The organism is Mycobacterium syngnathidarum (genome assembly GCF_001942625.1).
Taxonomy (GTDB): domain Bacteria; phylum Actinomycetota; class Actinomycetes; order Mycobacteriales; family Mycobacteriaceae; genus Mycobacterium; species Mycobacterium syngnathidarum.
Genome location: NZ_MLCL01000024.1, coordinates 204,052 through 228,284 on the forward strand (window position 1 = coordinate 204,052; position 24,233 = coordinate 228,284).

The window sequence follows — 24,233 nt, forward strand, 5'->3', positions numbered from 1 at the left end:
AGTGACACGCTTGCGGCTCCAACACAGGGAGCGCCCCGGCTCGATCGCGATGTGATCAGCCGCTTCGCCACATGTTGTCGTGCGCTGGGCTTGACGGTGAACGACCGGCAACGGCCGGCCGACGCCGACGCAGCCCGGACCGGCTTCGCCGGTCTGACACGTATCGCGCATGACCACTGTGACGCCTGGACCGGCCTGGCCGCCGCGGGCGATGTGTCCGGACCGGTCATCGACGCGGTATGGCGCACCCGCGGTAGCGCCGGGCTCCTGCAGCGGGAGATCGAGCTCGCCGCCGGCGACCTCGGCTTCACCTATGACAGTGGCCTGTACCTGCAGTTCCGCGCCAGCGAGGTGGACGACTTCCAGCTGGCCTGCGCGGCGCGCCGGGCTGCCGAGGGGCAGCTCGCCGAGGCCGACGCATTGGTGGGCGAGCTGCTCGCCCGCCGTCCCGGATGGCTCAACGCCACGTGGCTGCGGGTGGCGCTCAACCACCAAGCCCAGCGTTGGAACGACGTGGTGCGCCTGCTCACCCCGGTGGTCACCGATCCCTCGCTGGACGAGGTCACCGCGCACGCCGCCCGGATCACCCTGGGCATCGCGCTGGCCCGACTCGGCATGTTGGCACCCGCGCTGTCGTACCTGGAGGACCCATCGGGGCCGATCGCGGTCGCCGCACTCGACGGTGCGCTGGCCAAGGGGCTGACCTTGCGCGGTCAAGGCGAGGACGAGGACGCCAGCGAGGTACTGCAAGACCTCTTCGCGGCGCACCCGGAGAACAAGCAGGTCGAAGAGGCCCTGCTGGATCCGACCTTCGGGCTGCTCACCACCACCGCGGCCCGCATCGACGCCCGCACCGATCCATGGGATCCCGACACCGAGCCGTCTGAGTCGGACTTCGTCGACCCGGGCGCCAAGGAACGCAAGGCGCACCTGCTCATCGAGGCGGAAGCCGAGCTGGCCGAGTTCATCGGCCTGGAAGAAGTGAAGTACCAGGTGGCCCGCCTCAAGAGCTCGGTCGCCATGTCGATCCGCCGGCAGGAACGCGGGCTGGCCGTGGCCCAGCGCACCAACCACCTGGTGTTCGCCGGGCCGCCCGGAACGGGTAAGACCACCATCGCCCGTGTCGTCGCCAAGATCTATTGCGGCCTGGGGCTTCTCAAGAAGGAGACGGTCCGCGAAGTGCACCGTGCCGATCTGATCGGCCAGCACATCGGTGAGACCGAAGCCAAGACCAACGCGATCATCGACAGCGCGCTCGACGGTGTGCTGTTCCTCGACGAGGCGTACGCGCTGGTGTCCACCGGTGCCAAGAACGACTTCGGTCTGGTCGCCATCGACACGCTGCTTGCGCGCATGGAGAACGACCGTGACCGGCTCGTGGTGATCGTCGCGGGTTACCGCAAGGACCTCGACATGTTCCTGGACACCAACGAGGGTCTGCGCTCCCGCTTCACGCGCAGCATCGACTTTCCGTCGTACTCGTCGTCCGAACTCGTCGAGATCGCCGAGCGGATGGCCGAGAAGCGGGACAGCACCTTCGAGAAGGCCGCCCACGACGAGATGGAGAAGCTGTTCGGCCACCTGGCCGAGGCCACCACGCCCGACGCCGCCGGCGTGCCGCGGCGCAGCCTCGACATCGCCGGTAACGGCCGCTTCGTCCGCAACCTGGTGGAGCGTTCCGAGGAGGAACGCGAGTACCGCCTTGATCATTCCGACCAGGACGACTTCACCGACGAGGAGATGATGACGATCACCGCCGGTGACGTGAACAATTCGGCCGCCCCGCTGCTGCGCGGGCTGGGATTGACGGTGCCCGCATGACCGCACCCGATCCGGACCGGCGCTCATTCGCGTCCCGCACGCCGTCCAACGAGAACCCCGACCAGGTGTCCTACCGGCGCGGCTTTGTCACCAAGAACCAGGTCACGGGCTGGCGATTCGTGCAGCGTCGTATCGCATCCGGTGTGGCACTGCACGACACCCGGATGTTGGTCGACCCGCTGCGCACGCAGAGCCGTGCGGTGCTGACCGGCGCATTGATCCTGATCACCGGCCTGGTCGGCTGTTTCCTGTTCTCGTTGTTCCGCCCGGGCGGTACAGCCGGCAACGACACCGTGCTGGCCGACCGATCCACCGCGGCGTTGTACGTGCGCGTGGGTGAACAGCTGCATCCCGTGCTCAACCTGACGTCGGCACGGCTGATCACGGGCAAGGCGGACAACCCGACCACCGTCAAGACCAGCGAGATCGACAAGTACCCGCGAGGCAACCTGCTCGGCATTCCAGGCGCGCCGGAGCGGATGGTGCAGAACGCCAGTTCTGCCGCGGATTGGACTGTCTGCGACAGCAATTCGGGTTCGTCCGCCGGCGTGACGCTGATCGCCGGAACGCTTGGCTCCGGTGAGGAGCGGGCATTGCCGATCACTGCGGGTCAGGCGGTGCTCGTGCACCACAGTGGTGGTCCCTTCCCGGGTGACTGGTTGCTGTGGGACGGCAAGCGCAGCCCGATCGACCTGAACAACCGCGCGGTCACCGATGCGCTCGGTTTCGGTGCCGAGATCCCGGCTCCGCGCCCGATCGCGGCCGGCCTGTTCAATGCGATTCCCGAGGCTCCCGCGCTGACCGCTCCGGCCATCGCCGGCGCGGGGGCTCCCGCGCAGTTCGAATTGTCGACGCCGGTCCCGGTGGGTGCGGTGGTCTCGGCCGCCGAGGCCGACAACACCGTCCGCTACTACGCGGTGCTGCCCGACGGCCTGCAGCCGATCTCTCCGGTGCTCGCATCGATCATGCGCAACACCGATTCCTTTGGGCTGCAACAGCCGCCGCGACTCGGAGCTGATGAGGTCGCCCGCACGCCGGTGGCCCACGGGATCGACACCGCTGCCTATCCGACGAGGCCCTTCGAACTGGTTTCCGACTCGGCGGCCCCGGTGACCTGCGCGCAGTGGAGCAAGCCCGCCGGCGCGACCGAGAGTCGGTTGAGCCTGCTCTCCGGTGCGGCCCTCCCGATCCCCAATGGGCAACACAGCGTCGACCTGGTCGGCGCGGGCGCCAACGGTGCCGCCACTCGTGTCGCGATGGAGCCCGGAACCGGGTACCTGGTGCAGACCGTGGGTGCCGAGCCCGGATCGCCGGTCGCCGGCTCGCATTTCTGGGTGAGCGACACCGGCGTGCGCTATGGCATCGACACCAACGGTGACGGCAAAACCCTTGCCGCGCTTGGACTCACCGCGCCGGCCCTGCCCATTCCGTGGTCGATTCTGACGCAGTTCGCTGCCGGTCCGACCCTGTCCCGTGGCGACGCCCTGACCGCACACGATGCGCTGTCGTCCAACGCCAATGCTGCTCGCCTGGAGGCAACGCGATGAGTAGGTTGATCTTCGAGCACCAGCGTCGGCTGGCTCCGCCGACCACCCGCAAGGGCACCATCACCATCGAGCCGCCACCTCAGTTGGAACGGATGGTCCCGCCGTCACTGCTGCGCCGGGTACTGCCCTACCTGATCGTCATCCTGATCGTGGGCATGATCGTCGCGTTGTTCGCCACCGGTATGCGGATGATCTCGCCGACCATGCTGTTCTTCCCGTTCGTGCTGCTGCTGGCCGCCACCGCCCTCTACCGCGGCGGCAACAAGATGCGCACCGAGGAGGTCGACGCCGAGCGCGCCGACTACCTGCGCTACCTGTCGGTGGTCCGCGACAATGTCCGTGCCCATGCCGCCGAGCAGCGTGCGGCGCTGGAGTGGTCGCACCCGGAGCCCGAGGCCCTGGCCGTCATTCCGGGCACCCGTCGGCAGTGGGAGCGCGACCCGCGTGACCGTGACTTCCTGGTGCTGCGCGCGGGGTTGCACGACGTGCCGCTGGATGCGGCGCTGAAGGTCAAGGACACCGCCGACGAGATCGACCTGGAGCCGGTGTCGCACACCACCCTTCGTGGCCTGCTCGACGTACAGCGCACCGTGCGCGACGCTCCCACCGGCATCGACGTCACCAAGCTGGCCCGAATCACTGTGATCGGTGAGGCCGAGGAAGTCCGCGGCGCACTGCGGGCCTGGATTGCCCAAGCCGTCACCTGGCACGACCCGACCATGCTCGGGGTGGCGCTGGCCTCGCCCGACGTCGATGCCGACACCTGGTCGTGGCTCAAATGGCTTCCGCACGTGGATATTCCGTCTCAGGCTGACGGCGTCGGTCCGGCCCGGTATCTGACCAGCGGTGTCACCGAGCTTCGCGGACAACTCGATTCGGCGCTGGCCGGCCGGCCGGCCTTCCCGGCGGCGGCCGACCAGGCGCTCAAGCACATGCTGGTCGTGCTCGACGATCCCGAAGCCGACCCCGACGACATTGCACGCAAACCGGGTGTGACCGGGGTCACCGTGATCCACCGCAGCGACAAGCTGCCCAACCGTGAGCAGTACCCCGACCCCGAGCGGCCCATCCTGCGGGTCACCGAGGGCCGGATCGAACGGTGGCAGAGCAGCGGTTGGCAGCCGTATGTCGCTCACGCCGACGCGATGTCGGCCGCCGCGGCCGCCCACATTGCGCGCCGGTTGTCGCGCTGGGACTCCAACCCCGGCTACGTGCGGTCGACCGCCACCGGTGGCGCCACCTTCACGACACTGCTCGACATCCCAGATGCCTCGGCATTGGACGTTGCCGACCTGTGGGCTCCGCGTAACCGCGACGATGAACTGCGCGTACCGATCGGTGTCACCGCTACCGGTGAGCCGCTGTACTTCGACCTCAAGGACGAGGCCGAGGGCGGTATGGGCCCGCATGGCTTGATGATCGGTATGACCGGCTCGGGCAAGTCGCAGACCTTGATGTCGATCCTGTTGTCGCTGTTGACCACTCACTCCGCTGATCGGCTCATCGTGATCTACGCCGACTTCAAGGGCGAGGCCGGTGCCGACATCTTCCGCAACTTCCCGCAGGTGGTCGCGGTCATCTCGAACATGGCCGAGAAGCGGTCGCTGGCCGACCGGTTCGCCGACACCCTGCGTGGTGAGGTGGCCCGTCGTGAGCAGCTTCTCAAGGAGGCCGGCCGTCGCGTGCAGGGCAGCGCCTTCAACTCGGTCACCGAGTACGAAGCCGCGATCGCCGCCGGACACGACCTGCCGCCGATGCCCACGTTGTTCGTGGTCGCCGACGAGTTCACCCTGATGCTCGCCGAGCATCCCGAGTACGCGGATCTGTTCGATTACGTTGCGCGTAAGGGCCGCTCGTTCCGGATTCACATCCTGTTCGCATCGCAGACCCTGGACGTGGGCCGGATCAAGGACATCGACAAGAACACGTCGTACCGGATCGGCCTGAAAGTGGCCAGCCCCAGCATCTCTCGTCAGATCATCGGGGTCGAGGACGCCTACCACATCGAGTCCGGTCGCGAGCACAAGGGCGAGGGCTTCCTGGTGCCCGCTCCGGGTGCGGTTCCGATCAAGTTCCGCAGCACCTACGTCGACGGCATCTACGATCCGCCGCGCGCCGAGAAGTCGATCGTGGTGCGGGCACTTCCGCAGCCGCAGTTGTTCACCGCGTCGCGGGTCGAGCCCGAACCCGACACCGTCATCGTCAGCAACGAGCCCGAATTCGATGCGGCGCCGCCGCGCAAGCTGATCGCCACCATCGGTGACCAGCTGGCCACCTACGGCCCGCAGGCTCCCAAGCTGTGGCTGCCGCCGCTGGACAATGCGATCGCGTTGGACGACGTGCTGGCCGGCACCGAGGTGGAGCCCGGCCAACTGCGTTGGCCGCTCGGCGAGATCGACAAGCCGTTCGAGATGCGCCGGGACGTCCTGGTGTACGACGCCAACTCGTCGGCCGCCAACGTGCTGATCCACGGTGGTCCGCGATCGGGCAAGTCGACCGCGCTGCAGACGTTCATCCTGTCGGCCGCGGCGCTGCACTCGCCGAGCGAGGTGAGCTTCTACTGCCTGGATTACGGCGGCGGACAGCTCGCGGGATTGGCCGAGCTGGCCCACGTCGGCAGCGTGGCCACGCCGCTGGAGCCCGAGCGCATCCGCCGTACCTTCGGCGAGCTCGAGCAGTTGCTGCGGGCCCGCCAGCAGCAGGGTGCGGTGAGCCGGGTCGGCCGCTATGCCGACGGATACGGCGAGGTGTTCCTCGTCGTCGACAACCTGTATGCGTTCAGCCGCGACAACACCGACACCTTCAACACCCGTAACCCGTTGCTGGCCAAGGTGACCGAGCTGGCGAACACCGGGCTGGCCTACGGCATCCACGTCATCATCACCACGCCGAACTGGCTGGAGGTGCCGCTGGCGATGCGCGACGGCCTGGGCCTGCGGCTGGAGCTCAAGCTGCACGACAGTCACGACAGCATCGTGCGGGTGGCGGGTGCACTGCGGCGTCCGGCCGAATCGGTTCCGGCCGATCAGCCGGGGCGGGGCCTGACCATGGCCGCCGAACACTTCCTGTTCGCCGAGCCGCAGTTGAGCGACATCGCCGTCATCAACGTCCGCTACCCGGGACAGAGCGCACCTCCGGTGCGGCTGCTGCCCACCTCGCTGGCCCCGGCCGCGCTGGCGCCGCTGTACCGGGCCCCCGAGCAGGTCGTCATCGGCCAGCGCGAAGAAGACCTGGCACCGGTGCTGCTGGACTTCAAGGCCAACCCGCTGCTGGCGGTGTTCGGCGACTCGAGGTCCGGCAAGACCACGCTGCTGCGTCACATCATCCGGACCATCCGGGAGAACTCCCGGCCGGACGAGGTGGCCTTCACGGTCATCGACCGGCGGCTGCACCTGGTGGAGGAGCCGTTGTTCCCGGACAACGAGTACACCGCCAACATCGATCGGGTGCTGCCGGCCATGCTCGGCCTGTCGGCCCTCATCGAGAAGCGCCGCCCGCCAGCCGGTTTGAGTGCGCAGGAGCTCAGCTCCTGGCGTGAGAGGTCAGGGACGGATGGCCACATCCACTACCTGATCATCGACGACGTGGACCAGATCCCCGACGGGCCGGCCATCAGTGGGCCGTTCGCCGGGCAGCGCCCGTGGACCAACATCGTGAACCTGTTGGCCGAGGCGGGCGATCTGGGTCTACGCGTCATCGTGACGGCCCGGGCCACCGGGTCCGCGCACGCCGTGATGACGGCGCCGCTGCTGCGTCGTCTCAATGATCTGCAGGCGACCACGTTGATGTTGTCGGGCAACCCCGCCGACAGCGGCAAACTCCGCGGGCACCGGTTCGCCCGGTTCCCCGCGGGACGCGGCATGTTGCTCGGCGACAGCGAATCGCCCGAGTTCGTTCAGCTCGTCAACCCACTCATCGATGACACGGCCCTGTCCGTGAACAACGGGAGAAAGGAATTCTGATGACATTGCGGGTAGTTCCGGAAGGATTGACCGCCGCGAGCGCGGCCGTCGAAGCGCTCACCGCGCGTCTGGCCGCCGCCCATGCAGCGGCCGCCCCCGTCGTCTCGGCAGTGATCCCCCCAGCAGCGGACGCGGTGTCACTGCAGACCGCGACCGGGTTCAGCGCGCACGGCGCCCAGCACTCTGTGCTGGCCGCCCAGGGTGTCGAAGAGCTCGGCCGCTCGGGCGTCGGTGTCGGGGAGTCCGGCGCCAGCTACATCACCGGTGACGCGATGGCAGCGTCGTCCTACATGATCGCGCGCGGCCTCTGACATGACCGCCCCCATCTGGATGGCCCTACCACCCGAGGTGCACTCGACGCTGCTCTCCAGCGGCCCGGGCGCCGGGTCGTTGCTGGCCGCGGCGGGGGCCTGGCAGGCGCTGAGCACCGAATATGCCTCGGCGGCAGCAGAACTCACCAGTGTGCTGGGTGGGGTGCAGGCCGGGTCGTGGGAGGGGCCGAGCTCGGAGCAGTACATCGCCGCCCACGGGCCGTACCTGACGTGGCTGGCGCAGCAGAGTGCCAACAGTGCCGCGGTGGCGGTGCAACACGAGACGGCGGCCGCGGCCTACACCACCGCGGTGGCCACCATGCCGACCTTGCCCGAACTGGCTCTGAACCACGTCGTGCACGGCGTCCTGATCGCCACGAACTTCTTCGGTATCAACACGATTCCGATCGCGGTCAACGAGGCTGATTACGTCCGGATGTGGATCCAGGCAGCCACCACCATGGCCACCTATCAGGCGGTCTCGGGTGCCGCGGTCATGGCGGCACCGACCAGCACGCCGTCGCCGATGCTGCTCAAACCTGGTGTGGGAGAGGCCGGTACAGCGTCGGCCAACACCATGCAGACCGGTGCCCAGGCTCAGGCCACCGAGTCCGGGCAGGCTCTCAGCACTCCGGACTGGTGGTCAGAGAACCAGCTGATCAAGGCGCTGGCGGACTACTTCGCCGATCCGAACAACAACCTGATCGGTGGCGAGTACGTAGCCCAACTGCTGCGCGACCCCGTCGGGACGATTCAGGACATGCTCACGTCCTTGCTCACCAACCCGGCAGGCTTCTTGACCGAATGGGGCCCGTTCCTGGCCGGTGTGCTCTATCAAGCGATCTTCCAGCCCGTGGGTTGGGGTACCTGGATCAGTGTTGCCTTGTCGCCGTTCCTGATCCCACTTCTCGGCATCGGCCTTGCCGCCTTGGGATTCCTCGACCTGGCTCCCGCCGATGCCCCGGCCGACGCACCGGCCGACGCCGATGCTCCACCGGTGCCGGTTCGTGCCGATCAGGGGCTGCCGGTGGCCGGCCTGGCGCCGGCAGGGGTCGGCGGCGGTGTCGCGGCCGCTCCCGCAGGTGCACCCGCTGCCGGCGCGGGAGGTGCCGCAGCGCCGGCCCCGGTCCCCGCGGCAGCGTTCGCGCCCTACGCGGTGATGGGCAATGACCCGGACGAGGGTTTCAGCCCGACAGTCGGCGGCAAGTCCAGTGCCTCGGCGCCGGCTTCCGGAATCCCCGCGGCGGCGTCCGGGGTGGCGGCATCGCTGGCGGCGCGGCGCAAGCGGCGGCGCAAGCGGGGTGCGGCACTGGAGGATCACGCATACGCGGATGCCTACATGGACTACGAGGAACCGGATCCCGATCCCGCGCCGCGACCGGAACCAGGGGTGCGTGCCTCTGAAAGCGGCGCCGGGGCCATGGGATTCACCGGTACCGAAACCAGACCCGACGCGACCGCGGCAGGTCTGACCACCTTGGCCGGCGAGAGATTCGACGAGAGTCCCGTTTCGCCGATGCTGCCAGGTTCCTGGGAGCCCGACGAGGCCCCGGGTGATCCGGAAGGGGGTTCGCGCAGCTGACCAGACCGCCCGTGCACGACCAACCATCAACGATCCGAAAGGAAAAACCATGAGCCTGTTGGATGCTCACATCCCCCAGCTGATCGCTTCCGAGGCCGCCTTCGGTGCCAAGGCCGCGCTGATGCGCAGCACCATCGCCCAGGCCGAGCAGGCCGCCATGTCCTCGCAGGCCTTCCACATGGGTGAGGCCTCCGCCGCGTTCCAGGCCGCCCACGCCCGGTTCGTCGAGGTGTCGGCCAAGGTCAACGCACTGCTCGACATCGCGCAGCTCAACCTCGGCGACGCCGCGAGCACCTACGTCGCCCAGGATGCCGCCGCCGCCAGCACCTACACCGCGGTCTAGCCGAACAAGCAACGGATACAGGAGTTTTCATGTCTCAGATCATGTACAACTACCCGGCCATGCTGGCTCACGCCGGGGAAATGAACACCTACTCGGGTGCTCTGCACGCCGTCGGCGCCGACATCGCCGCCGAGCAGGCCGCGCTGAGCAGCGCCTGGCAGGGTGACACCGGTATGACCTACCAGGCCTGGCAGGCACAATGGAACCAGGCCATGGAAGAGCTGACCCGGGCCTACCGTGCGATGGCATCGACCCACGAGATGAACACCATGTCGATGAGCGCGCGTGACGCAGCCGAAGGGGCCAAGTGGGGCTGATGCCGGAGGCTCCGCATTGAGCACCGGAGCCAACGCGGTCGAGCTGACCACCGATCAGGCCTGGTACCTCGCCGAGGTACTCGGCGCCGGGGCGTACCCGTGGGTGCTGGCCATCACGCCGCCCTACAGCGAGCCGGCGCAGCGGTTCGGCTTCGCCGCCGAGCAGACCGCCGAACTGACCAGGATGGGTGTGCTCGACTCCAGTGGTGAGGTGAATCCGCAGGTAGCGCAATGGGTTCGGCTGGTGTGCCGGGCGACCCAATGGCTCGATCTGCGGTTCGTCTCCGGACCGGGGGATCTGCTGCGCGGGATCATCGCCCGACGAGCGCTTGCGCGAGGAGACGACCAGCACAGCCTGGAGGGCAAGTCCGTTGTGGTGTTGCGCAACGCGCAGCTGGTGACGTTCACCGAGATGGACATTCACCATCCTCACGCCCTGGTCCCGGTGCTCACTGCCGGACTGTCGCGTCGCAGGCCGGCGCGGTTCGACGAGTTCGCGTTGCCGGCAGAAGCCGGCGCCCGCGCTGATGAGCAGATCCGCAACGGCACCCCCCTGATCGAAGTGCTGGGATTCCTCGGTGTCCCGGACTCGGCCCGGCCGATCGTGGAATCGGTGTTCGACGGACGGCGTACCTACGTCGAGATCGTCGCCGGCGAACATCGCGACGGTCACCGGGTCACCACCCAAGTGGGGGTCAGCATCATCGACACCCCCGAGGGACGGATTCTGGTGTCCCCGTCACAAGCTTTTGACGGGGAATGGATTTCGACCTTCACGGCGGGCACAGCCGAAGAGATCGCGATGGCGATCGAGCGGCTCACTGCCTCGCTGCCGAGCGGCTCCTGGTTCCCGGACCAGCCGCTCATCCGCGACTTCGACCGAGTAGCGGCACCCGACTGCGTAGTAACCGACAGCGCTGCATCCCACCGAGATTCACGCTCCATGAGAAGAACCCAGAAAGCATAGGAATGTCCGACAACACTGTGATGCCGATCGTTCGGGTGGCCGTGCTGGCCGCTGGAGACGACGGCGGCCGGCTGACCGAGATGGCTCTGCCGTCCGAGCTGCCGTTGCGTGAGATCCTGCCCGCGGTCCAGCGGATCGTGCTCCCCGCCGGGGGCGACGACGGCGCCAGCGCCCCGGACCCGGTGCGGCTCAGCCTGGCCCCGGTCGGCGGTGCGCCCTACAGCCTGGATGCCACGCTCGACACGGTCGGTGTGGTGGACGGGGATCTGCTTGCGCTGCAGGCCGTTCCCGTCGGGCCCGCTGCGCCGCGCATCGTCGAGGACATCGCCGACGCCGCCGTGATCTTCTCGGCCTCGCGTCAGCGTCCGTGGGGCGCCGTGAACATCGCGCGTTATGCCTCACTGGCTCTGATCGGGCTGATCCTGGTCGGTACCGGCCTGGCCGTCGCCCACCGCGTGGTGACCAGTGAACTGCTCGGTCTCTTCGTCGTCGGCGGTATCGCCGTTGCCTCGGTGCTCGCCTCGCTGTCGGTCAAGGGCCGGTCCCCGGCGCTGGCGACCGCGCTGGCCGTCACCGCGCTCGTCCCCGTCGCCGCGGCGTTCGCGCTCGGCGTGCCCGGTGATTTCGGCGCGCCGAGCATCCTGCTGGCCGCCGCCGCGGTGGCCGCATGGTCGCTGATCAGCGTGGCCAATTCTCCCGACGGTCGGGGCGTCGCGGCGTTCACTGCGACCACGGTCGCCGGAGTGGGCGTGCTGCTGGTCGCCGGTGCGGCGTCGCTGTGGACGATCAACTCGACGGTGATCGGCTGCGCACTGATCCTCATCGCACTGGTGGTCACCGTTCAGGCTGCCCAGTTGTCTGCCATGTGGGCACGCTTCCCGCTGCCGGTCATCCCGGCGCCGGGCGATCCGTCCCCGTCGGCACAGCCGCTTTCGGTGTTGGCCGACCTGCCGCGCCGGGTCCGGGCGAGCCAGTCGCATCAGACCGGCGTGATCGCCGCGGGCGTGCTGCTCGGGGTGGCCGGGTCGGTAGTGCTGGTCGGGTCGCCGACCGCGTCCCCGTGGGCCTGGTACGTCGTGGTGGCCGCCGCTCTCGGAGCCGCTCTGCGCGCCCGGGTCTGGGACTCCGCCTCGTGCAAGGCATGGCTGCTCGAGCATCCCTACCTGCTGACCGTTGCCCTGTTGGTGACCTTCGCGATCGACGGCCGGTACCAGGCCGCGTGGTGGGCGCTGGCGGTGCTGGCCGCCCTGGTGGTGGTGTGGGCCGTGGCCGCGCTCAACCCGCCGGTCGCCTCGCCGGACACCTACTCGCTGCCGATGCGGCGCCTGGTCGGCTTCCTTGCCGCCGGCCTCGACGCCTCGCTGATTCCGGTGATGGCCTTCCTCATCGGGCTGTTCAGCCTCGTTCTCGACAGGTGATGACTCGGTGATCCACAAGAGCCTGGGTGTTCTGGCCACAACCAGTTTGGTGTTGTTGGTCGGCTCCCCGTCGGCGGGAGCCATCAGCCCGCCCGCGGTCGATCCACAGGTCGCCCCACCGGCCGGTAGTGCCGGCCCGATGGGGGCGATGGCACAGCGTTCGGCGTGTGTCACCACCGGTGTCCTGCCGGGCACCGATCCGGGATCGGTCAATCCAAACCAGTTGGCGCTCAACCTGTCCGACGCGTGGAAGCAGAGTCGCGGGCAAGGTCAGACGGTCGCCGTCATCGACACCGGCGTGCAGCCGGGGCCCCGGCTGCCGCATGTCGAAGGTGGTGGTGACTTCATCGAGTCCACCGACGGCCTGACCGACTGTGATGGTCACGGCACCTCGGTGGCAGGCCTGATCGCCGGGCAGCCCGGACCCGACGGCTTCTCCGGCGTGGCGCCGGAGGCCCGGCTGATCTCGATCCGGCAGAACTCACCGCGGTTCGCTCCGCGGGCGGCCGGTGGCGACATGGCTGAGGCGCGCATTACGGCGGACGTGGCGAGCCTGGCCCGCGCCGTGGTGCGCGCGGCCGACATGGGTGCGCGTGTCATCAACATCTCCGTGGTGACCTGCATGCCGGCCGACAAACAAATCGACCAGACCGAACTCGGCGCGGCGCTGCGATATGCGGCGGTCGAGAAGGACGCGGTGATCGTCGCGGCCGCGGGCAACACCCAGGGCGGGGTCACCACCGGATCGGCGTGCGGTTCCAATCCGCTTGCCGATGCCGGCGCCCCGGGCGATCCGCGCAACTGGGGCGGCGTCTCCTCGGTATCCATCCCGTCGTGGTGGCAGCCCTACGTGCTGTCGGTCGGGGCGCTCAACGCCACCGGTCAGCCCTCGGCGTTTACGATGGCCGGACCCTGGGTGGGCATCGCCGCACCGGGCGAGAACATCTCCTCGGTGAGTAACGCACCCGGCGGAGGATTGTCCAACGCCATGCCCGCCGATCAGGACAAGTTGGTGCCGCTCAGCGGTACCAGCTATGCCGCCGCCTACGTGTCCGGCGTTGCGGCCTTGGTGCGCAGCAAGTTTCCCGACCTGAACGCGCGTCAGGTGGTGCACCGGCTGACCACGACGGCTCGGGGCGCCGCCCGCTCGCCGTCGAACGTGATGGGCGCCGGCGGTGTCGATCCGGTGGCCGCGCTCACCTGGGACGTCGCCGACATGCCGCTGGACGGCCCGGCGTCTCCCGAAGGCAAACCCATTGCCGCGCCGGCAGAACCGGCGCCCCGTGACAACACCGGGCGAATCGTCGCATTCGCCGGCACCGGCGCACTTGCGCTGGCGGCCATCGCCGTGGCGTTCAGCGCATACCGACGGAAGGATCCTTCATGACCGCCCGACTTGCGTTGGCGTCCCTGTTCATCGTCGCGGCCGTACTGGCCCGGCCATGGCAGACCAACACCGAACGCTGGGTGCTCGGCGTCTCCGCCGCCGCGGTGGTGCTGCTGCTGGCCTGGTGGGGCGGGTTGTTCCTGACCACGCGGGTGGCCCGGCACTTCGGGGTGTGGCGGCGCAACCTGACCAAGAAGCAGCCTGAGGCGGCAATCGATTCGGAGACCGTCGTGTTGCGGGTCGACCCCGCGAACCCGGCGCAGCTTCCGGTTGTCGTCAGCTACCTGGACCGGTACGGCATCCGATGCGACAAGGTTCGAGTGACCCACCGCGACGCCGGTGGTGTGCGACGCAGCTGGATCAGCCTGACCGTCGTCGCCACCGACAACCTCGATGCGTTGCGTGCCCGGTCGTCGCGAATCCCGTTGCGGGACACCACGGAAATCGTCGGGCGTCGCCTGGCCGATCACCTACGGGAGCAGGGCTGGACGGTCACGCTGGTCGAGGGGGTGGACTCACCGCTGCCCGACCCGGGCAAGGAGACCTGGCGGGGTGTCAAGGACGACTCCGGGTACTTCGCGGCATACCGCGTCAACGTCAGCGACAAGCTGGAGGCCGTGCTGGCCGGGGTCGGCGCGCTGCCGGCTCAGGAAACCTGGACCGCACTGGAATTCACCGGATCTCCGGCACAACCGCAGTTGACGGTGGGTGTTGCCCTGCGGACGGCCGATCGGCCCCCGCGTCGGGCTCCGTTGGCTGGGTTGAAATCGGCAGGCGGTCGGCACCGTCCGGCGTTGGCCGCGCTGAACCCGCTGTCTTCGCAGCGTCTGGACGGCAACCCGGCCGCGCTGCCGCAGGCACTGCTGGGGTCGCCCGTGCCGTCAGTCGAACATGAAATCCCGCAGGAAGCGGGTCATCCGGCGTAGGTAGTCCGGCTGGCTCACATGCAGCAGGTGGTTGCCGGGGAACCAGTGGAACGCGCAGCGATCCCAGTGTTCCCACAGCAATTCGGCCTGTTGCGGCGGAGCCAGCCGGTCGCCGAGGCCGGTGATGATCAGGCGTCGTTCCTTGGGCACCACCGGTTGGTAGTTCAACGGTGAGGCGTACCGTGCCGCCGCTTCGGTCAACGCGGGGTCGGTCCTGGCCACGAACCGTTGCAGCGCCACCAGCTTGTTGGCCGGGAACCATTCGTCCACCGTGCGATCCGGCGTCACCACAGGAACATTGGGGACTACGGCCTGAATCCGGTCATCCACACTGGCCAGCAGTGCCGAAGTGAAGCCACCCAGCGAGATGCCGGTCAAGGCAACCCGATCGACACCCGTGGACTCCAGATAGTCGATCACCGAACGAAAATCGTGCACGGCCTGGGCCATGGCCTCGGAGAAGCCGGCGAATCCGTGGGAAAAGAATCCGTAACCACTGAACGGTGAGAAACGCTCGGCGCGGCCGCCGTGAAACGGCAATGTGTACAACAACACGTCGTAGCCGGAGCGGTAGAACCAGGGCAGCGACAGGAACAGCCCGTTCGCCAGGTACGGCGACCCCATGAAGCCATGGATCACGCACAGCGTGGGGTGCGGTCCGTCGTCGTGGCGCCAATGCTGTGCCCGCACAACATTGTTGCGAGTGAACCCACTGCACATGTCGCGCAGCGCGGGGTTGACCGCGGTGAAGCTGCTGTCGAACTGGAGGTTCTCCACCCGGCCGTGCGCGATCATCTCGGCCAGGGGATTGGCCCGGCGGGTGGACACCCGGGGTGGCCGGGTAGGCGCCGGAAACGACACCGCGGGATCTTTTGCGGTGGCCAGTTCGGCGTAGAACCGCATGTGGTCGTTCTCGGTTCGGAACGTCGACGGGTGCACCATCGACGCCAGGGTGGTCGGCACCATCGACGTCGCCACGATCGAGGCAACCCCGGTGCGCAACGCGATGTCGGCGATCGCGGAGGCGTCCACGATGGCACGCTGTCGCATGGTCAGATCGGCCCGCCGCGGCAGTCCGCGGGCGCCGGCATCGCCGCCGGGAACATCAGGAACTGGGATCGGGGGTTCTACCGGGTCCGCGTCCACGATCCCGATGCTAACCAACTGCTCAGCTGAGGCCGAACAACTTCGCGGCGTTGTCGTGCAGAACGTTGCGGCACCATGCGTCGTCGACACCCGGCAGGTCGATCAGGTGGTGCACGGCCTCGGCGTAACCGTAGGGGATGTTGGGGAAATCGCTGCCCCAGAGGATGTGCTCACCCAGGGCTTTCAGCCGGCTCGCCTCGGCGGTGGGAAACGGCATCATCTCCTCGACGAACGGGGTGAACGCCATGGTGGTGTCCAGGCGCACGTTGTCGTAGCGCTCCGCGAGATCCAGGAACGCCGAGTACTCCGGCATCCCCATGTGCGCGATGATCAACGCCAGGCGTGGATAACGGCTCAGCAGCCGGGCGATCGGGTCCGGGCCGGTGAAATCGCCAGGTGCCGGGCCGGAGCCGCAGTGGATCACGACGGGGACGCCGGCGTCTTCGATCTGGCCCCACACCTCGTCGAGCAGGGGGTCGTTCGGCTCATAGTTGCCCACCTGGATGTGTGCTTTGAACACCTGGGTGCCTGCGGCGATGGCGTCGGCGACGTAGCCGGCGGCCTGTTGTTCGGGATAGAACGTGGCGGTGGCCAGGCAGTCCGGGGTGTCCTGTGCGAACCCTCTGGCCCACTGGTTGAGCCAGGCCGCCATGTCCGGCTTGTGCGGATAGATCAGCGAGGAGAACCTGCGGATGCCGAAGGCCCGAAGGGTGGCCACCCGCTGCGCCTCGTCGGCACGGTAGGTGATGGGCCATTCCCGCCCGATCAGCGGGCCCCGGCCGTCGAAGTACTGCCACACCTTGTCCATGACGTTCTTGGGCATGAAGTGGGTGTGCACGTCGATGATGCCGGGCAGCCCCAGCCCCGACCAGATCTGCCGTACCTGCTCCGATTCGCCCATCGGATCCGACGATATCGAGCCAGGTGCCGGGCATGATCGGGGCATGTGGAATCCGGACACCTACCTCGCGTTCGCCGACCATCGGGTCCGGCCGTTCTATGACCTGCTCTCGAGGGTCGGGGCTGAGGCTCCGCGCCGCGTGGTGGACCTGGGTTGTGGGCCGGGCAACCTGACCGAGACGCTCGCGCAGCGTTGGCCCGGTGCCACACTGGAGGCCTGGGACAGCTCACCGGAGATGGTCGCGGCTGCGCAGGCCCGTGGGCTCAAGGCGCATGCCGGCGCGATCGAGCACTGGGAACCGCAACCGGACACCGACGTGGTGGTTTCGAACGCGGCGTTGCAGTGGGTGCCCTCGCATCGCGAGCTCGTGTCGCGCTGGGCTCGGCAGTTGTCCGCCCGGGCCTGGATCGCCTTTCAGGTACCCGGCAATTTCGACGCGCCGTCGCACCACGCGGTGCGCGCGCTGGCGCGCCGCGAGCCGTTCACCGGGCCGCTGTGTGACATGCCGTGGCGAGACATGGGCCAGGTGGACACGCCGGTTCAGTACGCCGGCCTGTTGACCGATGCGGGCTGTGCGGTGGACGCCTGGGAGACCACCTATGTACACCAATTATCGGGCGAGACACCAGTTTTGGATTGGATCACCGGTACCGCCCTGACTCAGGTCAAAGGACGGCTGACCGACGAGCTATGGCAGCAGTACCGCCAGGCGATCATCCCGATGCTGGCCGAGGCCTACCCGCGACGCGCTGACGGCACCACGTTCTTCCCGTTCCGTCGGGTGTTCGTGGCCGCCCGAGTCCGGTAGTCATTACCTACGACGTAATCGACATGCGTACCTGCACGTTCGACGATGGACACATGCCTACGTCAAAGACAGCCGACAACGCCGACATCCACTACACCGACACCGGGTCAGGGCCTGTCCTGGTGTTCACCCACTCGTGGGGGCTCAACTCAGGCCAGTGGAATCACATCATCGAACGCCTGGTGGCCAAGGGCTTTCGCTGTGTCGCCTACGACCGGCGCGGCCACGGAGGCTCGAGCGCCTATCGCGGTGAGTGGACGGTGGATCTGCTGGCCGACGACCTGGCCGGGCTGCTCGATCACCTGGATCTCAGCGATGTGACACTGGTGGGGCATTCCCTGGGATGCGGTGAGATCGTGCGCTATCTCAGCGGGCATGGGACCGGCCGGGTGAATCGTGCGGTGCTGGTGGCGGCGCAACTCCCACTGCTGGTTCAGACCGCGGACAATCCGGACGGGGTACCCGAGGAGATGCTCGACGGGATGCTCGCCGAGCTGGAACGCGATGTGCAGCAATGGTGTATCGACAGCGCACCACCGTTTTTCGGACACCACGCCGTGGAGCCTGAGGTCGTCGAGTGGACGGTGGACCAGATCGCTGCGGTGCCCGTCGAGACGCTGCTGGCCACCCAGCGGATGGGGGCCCACACCGATTACCGTGCCGAGCTGGCCGAACTCGACCTTCCGGTGCTACTGGTCCACGGTGACGCCGACGTGTCGTCACCCATCGAGCTCACCGGGCGCCGGACCGTCGCACTGTTGCCACAGGGCACGCTCGTCGAGATCCCCGGCGCCGCCCACGGGCTGTACGTCACCCATGCCGACCGCGTCATCGACGCGATTTGTGCACCGGCGCAACCGCTGCCCGTTACCGGCGGTGCACAAATCACTGGTTGACACGTCCTTTCCCATCCACTCCACGTCCGAACCGGCCGTGGGTAGGGTGGGGGCCATGCCGACCGCCGCCGACCCCGCTGCGGTCAGCGGCTATGAGGCCCGCTGGGAGCAGCACAACTCCGAGCGTCGTGCCCAGATCATGCAAGCCGCGGTCGCGCTGATCGAGGAGAATCCGCCGGGCGCCGACATCTCCATGGCGCGGATCGCGGACCGCGCCGGACTGGCGAAGTCGGTGGTGTACCGCCAGTTCGCCGGCAAAGAAGAGCTGGAGCGACGCGTCCGCTCGTACGTGTTCGACGACTTCGCGGCGGTGCTCGACACCAACCTCGACGTCTCCAGCGGCTCATTGCGGGAGATCCTGACCCGCACCGTGGGGGCGGTGGCCGATTGGATGCTGGACCACCCGCGGCTCGACGAGTTCGTCCGGCGCGGGCCGACTTTCGGCAGCGACGGCTCGCTGGACGCGGTCAGTGAGCTGAAGCTCCGAATGACCAGGCAGTCCGAAGGGATCATCGCCACGATCGCGCAAACCATCGGGGTGGATGACAGCGCATTCAAGACGGTGCCGTTCGCGGTGGTGACGATGGTGGAGGCCACCTTGTCGGCGTGGATCCGCGGTGCGGCGCCGGAGCGGTCACGAGAAGAGATCGTGACGCACCTGGCCGACTTCGGGTGGTATGTCCTCGACGGCGCGGCGCGGGCGAGTGGGCTGGACATCAACCGCGACGACCAGCTGACCTCGGTGATCGCGGCGCTGACGAACCGCGAGACCAGCTAGGCCAACAACCCGGCGTTGTAATCGGCGACGAGGCTGCGGACCGTCTCCTGGGCGCAGGACTTGTTGGTGCCGATGAATCCGGTCGGCCCGCGTTTGATCCACCCGGTGACGAACGCGCCCCGGACGCCCGGAACCCGACCACCCTGGTGCGGCACCGTCGCCGTGGCATCGTCAAACGGCAACCCCGGCACCGGCCGCCCGCGATATCCGATGGAGGTCAGCACCAGACCGGCTTCGATGACCCGTTGGAGCCCAGTCGATTTCACCCGCGTGGAGCCGTCGGGTGCAGCGATCAGCTCGTTGTGGACGAACTCGACACCTTCGGCGGCGCAGTCTCCGAGGATCGCGGTGGGCGACAACAGGTACTCGAGCACGACTCGGCGATTGCCCGCCCCGCGCGGCGCCGCACGCAAGATCGCGGCACGCGGGTCGGAGTCAGGCAGCGCCCGCAGATCTTCGTTGCGGACGACGACATCGACGCCGGGCGTCGAACACAGGCCGACGAGTTCGGGGACAGTGAACGCGGACTGTTCGATGCCGCGCCGGCCGGCCACGACCACCTCTTCGATCAAACTGCCGCGCAAGGCTTTCAGGGCATGCGGAGCGATGTCGGTGTCGGCGAGCCGGTCCGGGTCGATCGTGAGGAGACGCGCGACGTCGAGGGCGACGTTGCCGTTGCCGATCACGACCGCGCGTCGATGCGACAGGTCGAACCTGCGATCGGCGTGATCGGGATGACCGTTGTACCAGGCGACGAACTCGGTGGCCGAGCTGACGCCGGGCAGGTCGATGCCGTCGATGTCGAGGCGGCGGTCGGTCGACGCGCCGACGGCGTAGATGACGGCGTGATGCTCGTTCAGCAGGTCCTCATGGGTGATCTCACTGCCGACCTCGACGCCGAGGCGCATCTGCAAGCGCGGGTTGGCGGTGACGTGGTCGAACTGGTGTGTCACCCCGCGCGTCCGCTGGTGATCGGGTGCCACGCCGAACCGGGCCAAACCGTATGGCGTGGTGAGTCGTTCGTAGATCAAGACCAGGGCGCCGGGAATGGTCAGCACCTCTTCGGCGGCGTACATCGCGGCCGGGCCGGATCCGACGATCGCCACGCGCAGCTCGCCCGGGCGCACTTCAAGCGGCGGGACGACCGGAGCCAGGATCGGCCTCGGCCGGCGGGGTGTGGCGTAGAAATCGGCGTTGAGCGTGGCGAACACGTCTTCGTCGGCGGTCAGCTTGGTGTGCGGTTTGATCGCGTCCACCGGGCAGGCCGTCACGCACGCTCCGCAGTCGACGCATTCGACCGGGTCGACGTACAGCATCTGAGCGGTGTGGAAGTCCGGTTCGTCGGGTGTGGGGTGAATGCAGTTGACCGGGCAGGCATAGACGCACGAGGCGTCGCTGCAGCAGGACTGCGTGATGACGTGTGGCATCAGGGCAGGGCAACCGCTTCGCGGTCGGGCACACCGCGGTAGCGGGCCGCCTCACCGTCGATCCCGCAACGCTTCCACATCCACCGGCCGACCCGGTTCATCAAGCCGAGTTCTTCGCTCAGGGAACGCATCTCACCGAAGTAACCGGCGAGGATCTTGCGGGAGTGCGGGCTGCGCCAGAACGCGTCCTTGATCACCGCGCGCGGAATGCCGAAGTCCTGACCGAACGACTTCGGCGGGGCCACGATCTCGTGCGCGAGCCAGCGCAGGGTGAGCGGGAAGGCGACGCACGCGAAGGCCTTCATCCGCCAAGATCGTTCCGGCATATGGGTCTTGAGGAACTCATGCGCCCAGGAGATGTGGCGGGCCTCTTCGGCGATGTGGATCTGCATGGTCCGCAGCACCGCGGGCGGAATGTTGGCACCCTCGCGGATCAGCCCCTTCTGGAAATGATCGATCGGCTCCTCGCCGGCCAGGATTCCCGCCATGAATGCCGTGGGGGAGTACTGGCCGACCAGGCCGATGTAGGGCGACAGGCGGCGGAACAGCGGCCGCATGCCCGGCACGTCCACGCCGCTGCGGTTGACCAGTTCCTGGAACATCTGAATGTGGTTGCACTCCTCGGTCATCTCGTGCAACGCATAGCGGAACTCGGGGGAGTTGTTGGGCAGCTTCATGATGAACGCCATCAATCCGCGGATCAGGATGCTTTCGAAGGCCGCGCCGACCTTCACCGAGTTCAGCGTCCGCCAGCGGCCGATCTCGATCTGGCGAGCCAGCGGCTGGGCTTGATACCAGGCGGTGGCGCCGAGCGGATCGACGTGTGGTGAGAGCACCCACCGTGGATCGTCGAGGTCGATCGCCAACTCGGGGGAGTCCCACGCGATGTCCAGGTACGGGTCGAAGCGGCGGCGCACCGAACCCGCGGACAGCGTCTGCAACAGGTCCTGGTAATCCGCATCCAGTGGTGCGGCAGGCGAGGTAGAAGCCATGGCCCCCAATTTACCGGGACTTTATGTCTCGGTAAATACCGGTCTTTTTGCGGACTAGGGGTGGTAGGGCACGCCGACCGCGCGGAACACGTACTCGGACCCGACGTCGAAGGCCAGCGATCGGCGCGGCAGCGACGCGAGAACGTCGGCCGGTATCTCGGTCTTGTAGTGCAACGACAGCTGGCCGCGGCAGCGTCGGTCGATCTGGGCCACATCGGCGGTGAGCGTGAGCCCGGCCGGGTCGAGCTCGGCGTGTACCGCACCGACCTGCGGCGCCGACCACGGTTGGTCGATGCTGCGACCGGCAAGCTTGGGCAGGGTGGACATCGTGGCCAGCGCGCGGTAGTTGGTCAGCACCAGCGCACCGGCATAGCTCGCGACGCTGCCTGCCGACCGCTTACCCGGGATCGTTCCGCTGAAACGCCTGGTCACTGGGACGTACTTGGCGAGAAACACGATGCCTTCGGCCTCGGCTTCGGCTCGTAGACCCTCCGGCAGAGCGCCGATGTGCATCAGCTTTCGCAGGATCAGTGCCATGTCTTCGACGGTAGCGCGCGAAAGTGGCAAATCGGTTGGAGCTGGTAGAGATGATCTGGTGAAAACCCGAGACCGGTGGCTGATCGTGAGCGCGGTAGCGGCCTTCGCGGTCTACCTCGCGCTGTGGATCGGCTACGAGATGCAGTGGACGTGGCTGGCCGATCTCGACACGGCTGGGCTGGACCGTCCCTACCACTACGGCGCGGCGCACCCCGCCTGGGTGACGGCATGGGACGTGTTCTGCACGGTGCTGGGCCCCTTCATGTTCCGGTTGCTGACGGCGGTGCTGATCGTCGTCGCACTGCTGCGGCGACAGCGGCGCATCGCGCTGTTCCTGTTCCTGACCATCGAGCTCAGCGCACTGACAACCGAGCTGGCCAAGTTTCTGGTGGACCGTCCGCGCCCGGCCACCGCAATGGTGCACGCGTTGTCGACCTCGTTCCCGTCCGGGCATGCGCTTGGCGTGTTGGTGTCCGTGCTGGCGCTGTTGGCCGTGGCCTGGCCGGCGATCCGCCCCCCGCTGCGGGTCTGGTGGATCGCGGTCGGAGTCCTGGTCGTCGCCGCGATCGGGGTGGGGCGCGTGGTACTCAACGTCCACCATCCCTCGGACGTCGTGGCCGGCTGGGCCTTGGGCTACGTCTGGTTCGTGGCGGTCTACCTGCTGTGCCCGCCGTTGCCGACAACCGTCACGGCAGCGGACGAAATACCGGCAGCGCCCGGTAGCGCACGCTGAAGGTGGCCTCGCTCAGTGCCTCGCCGACTTCGCCGTCATGGGCCACGGTGGTGGGCCCGTCGACGGCGACGAACCGGAACTCCGGCACCTGCAATTCGTGGTACAGCGGGCTGCGTTCCAGCCGGCCCAGCGCCACCGCCGTCGCGATGCGCAGCCGGCTCAACCGCCGGCCGGTCTCCAGGATCCGTACGTCGATCAGGCCGTCGTCGAGTCGCGGGCGCTGAGACGGGGCGAATCCGGACGGGAAGTACGTCGAGTTGCCCAGAAAGAACAACTCGGTTTCAAGGGTCTTGTCGTCGTAGCTGATTCGGACCGGGGCCTCCCGGCGCAGGGTCAGATACAGCGCGTACATGCCGGCCAACCGCTTGCCCATCCGGCGTTCGAGCTTCTCGCGCGTCCGCACGTACTTCGGATAGGCGCCGATGCTGGCGGTGTTGATCACCATGCGTTCCTCGTTGAGGCAGACCAGGTCGACGTAAGCCGCCGAGCCGTCGGCGATCGCATTGACGGTGCGGCCCACCGAATCGCAACCGATGTCCTTGGCGAAGTGGTTGAACGTCCCGCCGGGGAACACCGCCAGCGGCACCCCCGCCTCGACGGCGATGCCCGCCGCGCACGCCACCGTGCCGTCGCCGCCACCCACCGCGAGCACGTCGGTACGGGCGGCCGTCTCCCGCAACACCGCCTCGATGTCGTCGTCATCGGAGAGCTCGATGATCTCGGTGCGCGGCAGGGCCTTTCGGACATCGTCGATGATGCGGGCGCCGGTTCCGTCGCCGGAGGCCGGGTTGATGACGAGTGCGACACCGGCGCCGTCGGGTCGCGGCTCGGTGCGGAATCGCAGCGGCTCGGAGCGGGGCAGTGTGGCGGCCGGGATGGTGGGGACGATGCGGGCGCCGAGGACGGCGATCGCCGCGCCGATGCCGAACCCGGCGAACACGTCACCGGGATAGTGCGCGCCGGTGGCGACCCGGGACAGGCCGACCAGGCCTGCCAGTAGGGCCAGCGGCAGGCCGGCCGACGCGGACTCCAGTCCCACACCCACCGCGAAGGCCGCCGCGCTCGCGGAGTGCCCTGACGGCAGCGAAGGCGAGGTCGGGACGCGTCGCGTGCGACGCGCGAGGGGGATCAGGGTGCGGTCCGGGCGAGGCCGCCGCCAGATCCGCTTGGCCACCTGGTTGGTGATCAGACTGGTCACCGCCAGGCTGACCACACCGCGCGCGGCACCGCGTCGCGCCGATACGGTGCCCAGCGCGCCCATCGCGGCGGCGATGGCGAGCCACAGCTTGGAATGGTCTGCGGCCCTGGTCAGCCCGGGCATCACGGTGTCCAGTAGCGGGCTGGGTGACTCAGCTACCGCCTCGAAGACCTCACGGTCCAGCGTTCCCAGTCCTTTGCCGATCGCGCGCACGTCCATGGCGCCAACGTAGCCGT

The 24,233-nt window shown here is 68.0% G+C and carries 21 protein-coding genes; 15 read left to right on the top strand and 6 right to left on the bottom strand.

Features of this window, described 5'->3' with window-relative positions:
* Positions 1–51 precede the first annotated feature (51 nt).
* Genes eccA through eccE form a run of 11 tightly spaced genes read left to right on the top strand, consistent with a single transcriptional unit; the run spans position 52 to position 14,581 of the window.
* Positions 52–1,821, top strand: a complete 1,770-nt coding sequence (gene eccA / locus BKG60_RS07165) for a type VII secretion AAA-ATPase EccA (RefSeq protein ID WP_070944923.1) — start codon at positions 52–54, stop codon at positions 1,819–1,821.
* Positions 1,818–3,368, top strand: a complete 1,551-nt coding sequence (gene eccB / locus BKG60_RS07170; RefSeq protein WP_070944922.1) for a type VII secretion protein EccB — start codon at positions 1,818–1,820, stop codon at positions 3,366–3,368. Before eccA ends, eccB begins: the two co-directional genes overlap by 4 nt.
* On the top strand, positions 3,365–7,330 hold the full coding sequence (eccCa, locus tag BKG60_RS07175) for a type VII secretion protein EccCa (RefSeq protein WP_075909455.1): 3,966 nt from the start codon (positions 3,365–3,367) through the stop codon (positions 7,328–7,330). The genes eccB and eccCa overlap by 4 nt, the downstream gene beginning before the upstream one ends.
* Positions 7,330–7,641 (top strand): PE family protein, encoded by a 312-nt coding sequence (locus BKG60_RS07180; protein WP_070944920.1) that lies wholly within the window; start codon positions 7,330–7,332, stop codon positions 7,639–7,641. Before eccCa ends, BKG60_RS07180 begins: the two co-directional genes overlap by 1 nt.
* Before the next feature lies 1 nt (position 7,642).
* Positions 7,643–9,223 carry a PPE family protein gene (locus BKG60_RS07185; protein ID WP_070944919.1) on the top strand — a complete coding sequence of 527 codons (1,581 nt, stop codon included), beginning with the start codon at positions 7,643–7,645 and terminating at the stop codon, positions 9,221–9,223.
* A gap of 49 nt (positions 9,224–9,272) precedes the next feature.
* Positions 9,273–9,566: a type VII secretion system protein EsxG gene (gene esxG, locus BKG60_RS07190; protein WP_070189520.1), complete on the top strand. Its 294-nt coding sequence runs from the start codon at positions 9,273–9,275 to the stop codon at positions 9,564–9,566.
* 29 nt (positions 9,567–9,595) lie between these two features.
* Positions 9,596–9,883 (top strand): WXG100 family type VII secretion target, encoded by a 288-nt coding sequence (locus tag BKG60_RS07195; RefSeq protein ID WP_019342950.1) that lies wholly within the window; start codon positions 9,596–9,598, stop codon positions 9,881–9,883.
* A 16-nt stretch (positions 9,884–9,899) separates the two neighbouring features.
* A complete protein-coding gene (locus BKG60_RS07200; RefSeq protein WP_070944918.1) occupies positions 9,900–10,850 on the top strand; it encodes an ESX secretion-associated protein EspG in 951 nt (316 codons plus the stop codon).
* 2 nt (positions 10,851–10,852) lie between these two features.
* Positions 10,853–12,268 carry a type VII secretion integral membrane protein EccD gene (eccD, locus tag BKG60_RS07205; RefSeq protein ID WP_070944917.1) on the top strand — a complete coding sequence of 472 codons (1,416 nt, stop codon included), beginning with the start codon at positions 10,853–10,855 and terminating at the stop codon, positions 12,266–12,268.
* A 7-nt stretch (positions 12,269–12,275) separates the two neighbouring features.
* Positions 12,276–13,655 carry a type VII secretion-associated serine protease mycosin gene (gene mycP / locus BKG60_RS07210; RefSeq protein ID WP_070944916.1) on the top strand — a complete coding sequence of 460 codons (1,380 nt, stop codon included), beginning with the start codon at positions 12,276–12,278 and terminating at the stop codon, positions 13,653–13,655.
* A complete protein-coding gene (gene eccE, locus BKG60_RS07215; protein WP_070944915.1) occupies positions 13,652–14,581 on the top strand; it encodes a type VII secretion protein EccE in 930 nt (309 codons plus the stop codon). Before mycP ends, eccE begins: the two co-directional genes overlap by 4 nt.
* Here eccE and BKG60_RS07220 read toward each other — a convergent pair.
* Positions 14,537–15,727, bottom strand: coding sequence for an alpha/beta hydrolase family protein (locus BKG60_RS07220; protein WP_423226851.1), 1,191 nt, complete (start codon positions 15,725–15,727; stop codon positions 14,537–14,539). The genes eccE and BKG60_RS07220 overlap by 45 nt on opposite strands.
* Positions 15,728–15,749: 22 nt before the next feature.
* Entirely contained in the window at positions 15,750–16,628 is an 879-nt protein-coding gene (locus tag BKG60_RS07225) for an amidohydrolase family protein (RefSeq protein WP_075909456.1), read from the bottom strand.
* 43 nt (positions 16,629–16,671) lie between these two features.
* On the opposite strand from BKG60_RS07225, the gene BKG60_RS07230 reads away from it, so the two are divergent.
* From BKG60_RS07230 to BKG60_RS07240, 3 genes are read left to right on the top strand one after another with little or no spacing between them, the layout of a single operon-like run.
* Positions 16,672–17,436: a trans-aconitate 2-methyltransferase gene (locus BKG60_RS07230; RefSeq protein WP_075909457.1), complete on the top strand. Its 765-nt coding sequence runs from the start codon at positions 16,672–16,674 to the stop codon at positions 17,434–17,436.
* Between the two features lie 53 nt (positions 17,437–17,489).
* A complete protein-coding gene (locus BKG60_RS07235) occupies positions 17,490–18,332 on the top strand; it encodes an alpha/beta fold hydrolase (protein WP_075909481.1) in 843 nt (280 codons plus the stop codon).
* Between the two features lie 55 nt (positions 18,333–18,387).
* Complete coding sequence (locus tag BKG60_RS07240) at positions 18,388–19,110, top strand: TetR/AcrR family transcriptional regulator (protein WP_070944912.1); 723 nt, start codon at positions 18,388–18,390, stop codon at positions 19,108–19,110.
* On the opposite strand, the gene BKG60_RS07245 is transcribed toward BKG60_RS07240, so the two are convergent.
* From BKG60_RS07245 to BKG60_RS07255, 3 genes are read right to left on the bottom strand one after another with little or no spacing between them, the layout of a single operon-like run.
* Entirely contained in the window at positions 19,107–20,537 is a 1,431-nt protein-coding gene (locus BKG60_RS07245; RefSeq protein ID WP_075909458.1) for an FAD-dependent oxidoreductase, read from the bottom strand. The two genes, BKG60_RS07240 and BKG60_RS07245, sit on opposite strands and share 4 nt — an antisense overlap.
* Positions 20,537–21,529, bottom strand: a complete 993-nt coding sequence (locus tag BKG60_RS07250; protein ID WP_070944910.1) for an AurF N-oxygenase family protein — start codon at positions 21,527–21,529, stop codon at positions 20,537–20,539. Before BKG60_RS07250 ends, BKG60_RS07245 begins: the two co-directional genes overlap by 1 nt.
* Positions 21,530–21,583: 54 nt before the next feature.
* The gene (locus BKG60_RS07255) at positions 21,584–22,066 is read right to left on the bottom strand and encodes a hypothetical protein (protein ID WP_075909459.1); all 483 of its coding nucleotides are present in this window, start codon (positions 22,064–22,066) and stop codon (positions 21,584–21,586) included.
* A gap of 58 nt (positions 22,067–22,124) precedes the next feature.
* Here BKG60_RS07255 and BKG60_RS07260 point away from each other — a divergent pair, with 58 nt between their 5' ends.
* Positions 22,125–22,799 carry a phosphatase PAP2 family protein gene (locus BKG60_RS07260; protein WP_242671588.1) on the top strand — a complete coding sequence of 225 codons (675 nt, stop codon included), beginning with the start codon at positions 22,125–22,127 and terminating at the stop codon, positions 22,797–22,799.
* Here the strand turns inward: BKG60_RS07260 and BKG60_RS07265 are convergent.
* Entirely contained in the window at positions 22,753–24,216 is a 1,464-nt protein-coding gene (locus BKG60_RS07265) for a bifunctional phosphatase PAP2/diacylglycerol kinase family protein (protein ID WP_075909460.1), read from the bottom strand. The two genes, BKG60_RS07260 and BKG60_RS07265, sit on opposite strands and share 47 nt — an antisense overlap.
* Between the last annotated feature and the right edge of the window lie 17 nt (positions 24,217–24,233).

What these genes read in the sequence shown, in the direction of transcription:
- eccB (WP_070944922.1), top strand. Translation starts at nt 1,818, where the DNA reads ATGACCGCACCCGATCCGGACCGGCGCTCATTCGCGTCCCGCACGCCG.
- eccCa (WP_075909455.1), top strand. Translation starts at nt 3,365, where the DNA reads ATGAGTAGGTTGATCTTCGAGCACCAGCGTCGGCTGGCTCCGCCGACC.
- BKG60_RS07180 (WP_070944920.1), top strand. Translation starts at nt 7,330, where the DNA reads ATGACATTGCGGGTAGTTCCGGAAGGATTGACCGCCGCGAGCGCGGCC.
- BKG60_RS07185 (WP_070944919.1), top strand. Translation starts at nt 7,643, where the DNA reads ATGACCGCCCCCATCTGGATGGCCCTACCACCCGAGGTGCACTCGACG.
- esxG (WP_070189520.1), top strand. Translation starts at nt 9,273, where the DNA reads ATGAGCCTGTTGGATGCTCACATCCCCCAGCTGATCGCTTCCGAGGCC.
- BKG60_RS07195 (WP_019342950.1), top strand. Translation starts at nt 9,596, where the DNA reads ATGTCTCAGATCATGTACAACTACCCGGCCATGCTGGCTCACGCCGGG.
- eccD (WP_070944917.1), top strand. Translation starts at nt 10,853, where the DNA reads ATGTCCGACAACACTGTGATGCCGATCGTTCGGGTGGCCGTGCTGGCC.
- eccE (WP_070944915.1), top strand. Translation starts at nt 13,652, where the DNA reads ATGACCGCCCGACTTGCGTTGGCGTCCCTGTTCATCGTCGCGGCCGTA.
- BKG60_RS07225 (WP_075909456.1), bottom strand. Translation starts at nt 16,628, where the DNA reads ATGGGCGAATCGGAGCAGGTACGGCAGATCTGGTCGGGGCTGGGGCTG.
- BKG60_RS07230 (WP_075909457.1), top strand. Translation starts at nt 16,672, where the DNA reads ATGTGGAATCCGGACACCTACCTCGCGTTCGCCGACCATCGGGTCCGG.
- BKG60_RS07235 (WP_075909481.1), top strand. Translation starts at nt 17,490, where the DNA reads ATGCCTACGTCAAAGACAGCCGACAACGCCGACATCCACTACACCGAC.
- BKG60_RS07240 (WP_070944912.1), top strand. Translation starts at nt 18,388, where the DNA reads ATGCCGACCGCCGCCGACCCCGCTGCGGTCAGCGGCTATGAGGCCCGC.
- BKG60_RS07245 (WP_075909458.1), bottom strand. Translation starts at nt 20,537, where the DNA reads ATGCCACACGTCATCACGCAGTCCTGCTGCAGCGACGCCTCGTGCGTC.
- BKG60_RS07250 (WP_070944910.1), bottom strand. Translation starts at nt 21,529, where the DNA reads ATGGCTTCTACCTCGCCTGCCGCACCACTGGATGCGGATTACCAGGAC.
- BKG60_RS07255 (WP_075909459.1), bottom strand. Translation starts at nt 22,066, where the DNA reads ATGGCACTGATCCTGCGAAAGCTGATGCACATCGGCGCTCTGCCGGAG.
- BKG60_RS07265 (WP_075909460.1), bottom strand. Translation starts at nt 24,216, where the DNA reads ATGGACGTGCGCGCGATCGGCAAAGGACTGGGAACGCTGGACCGTGAG.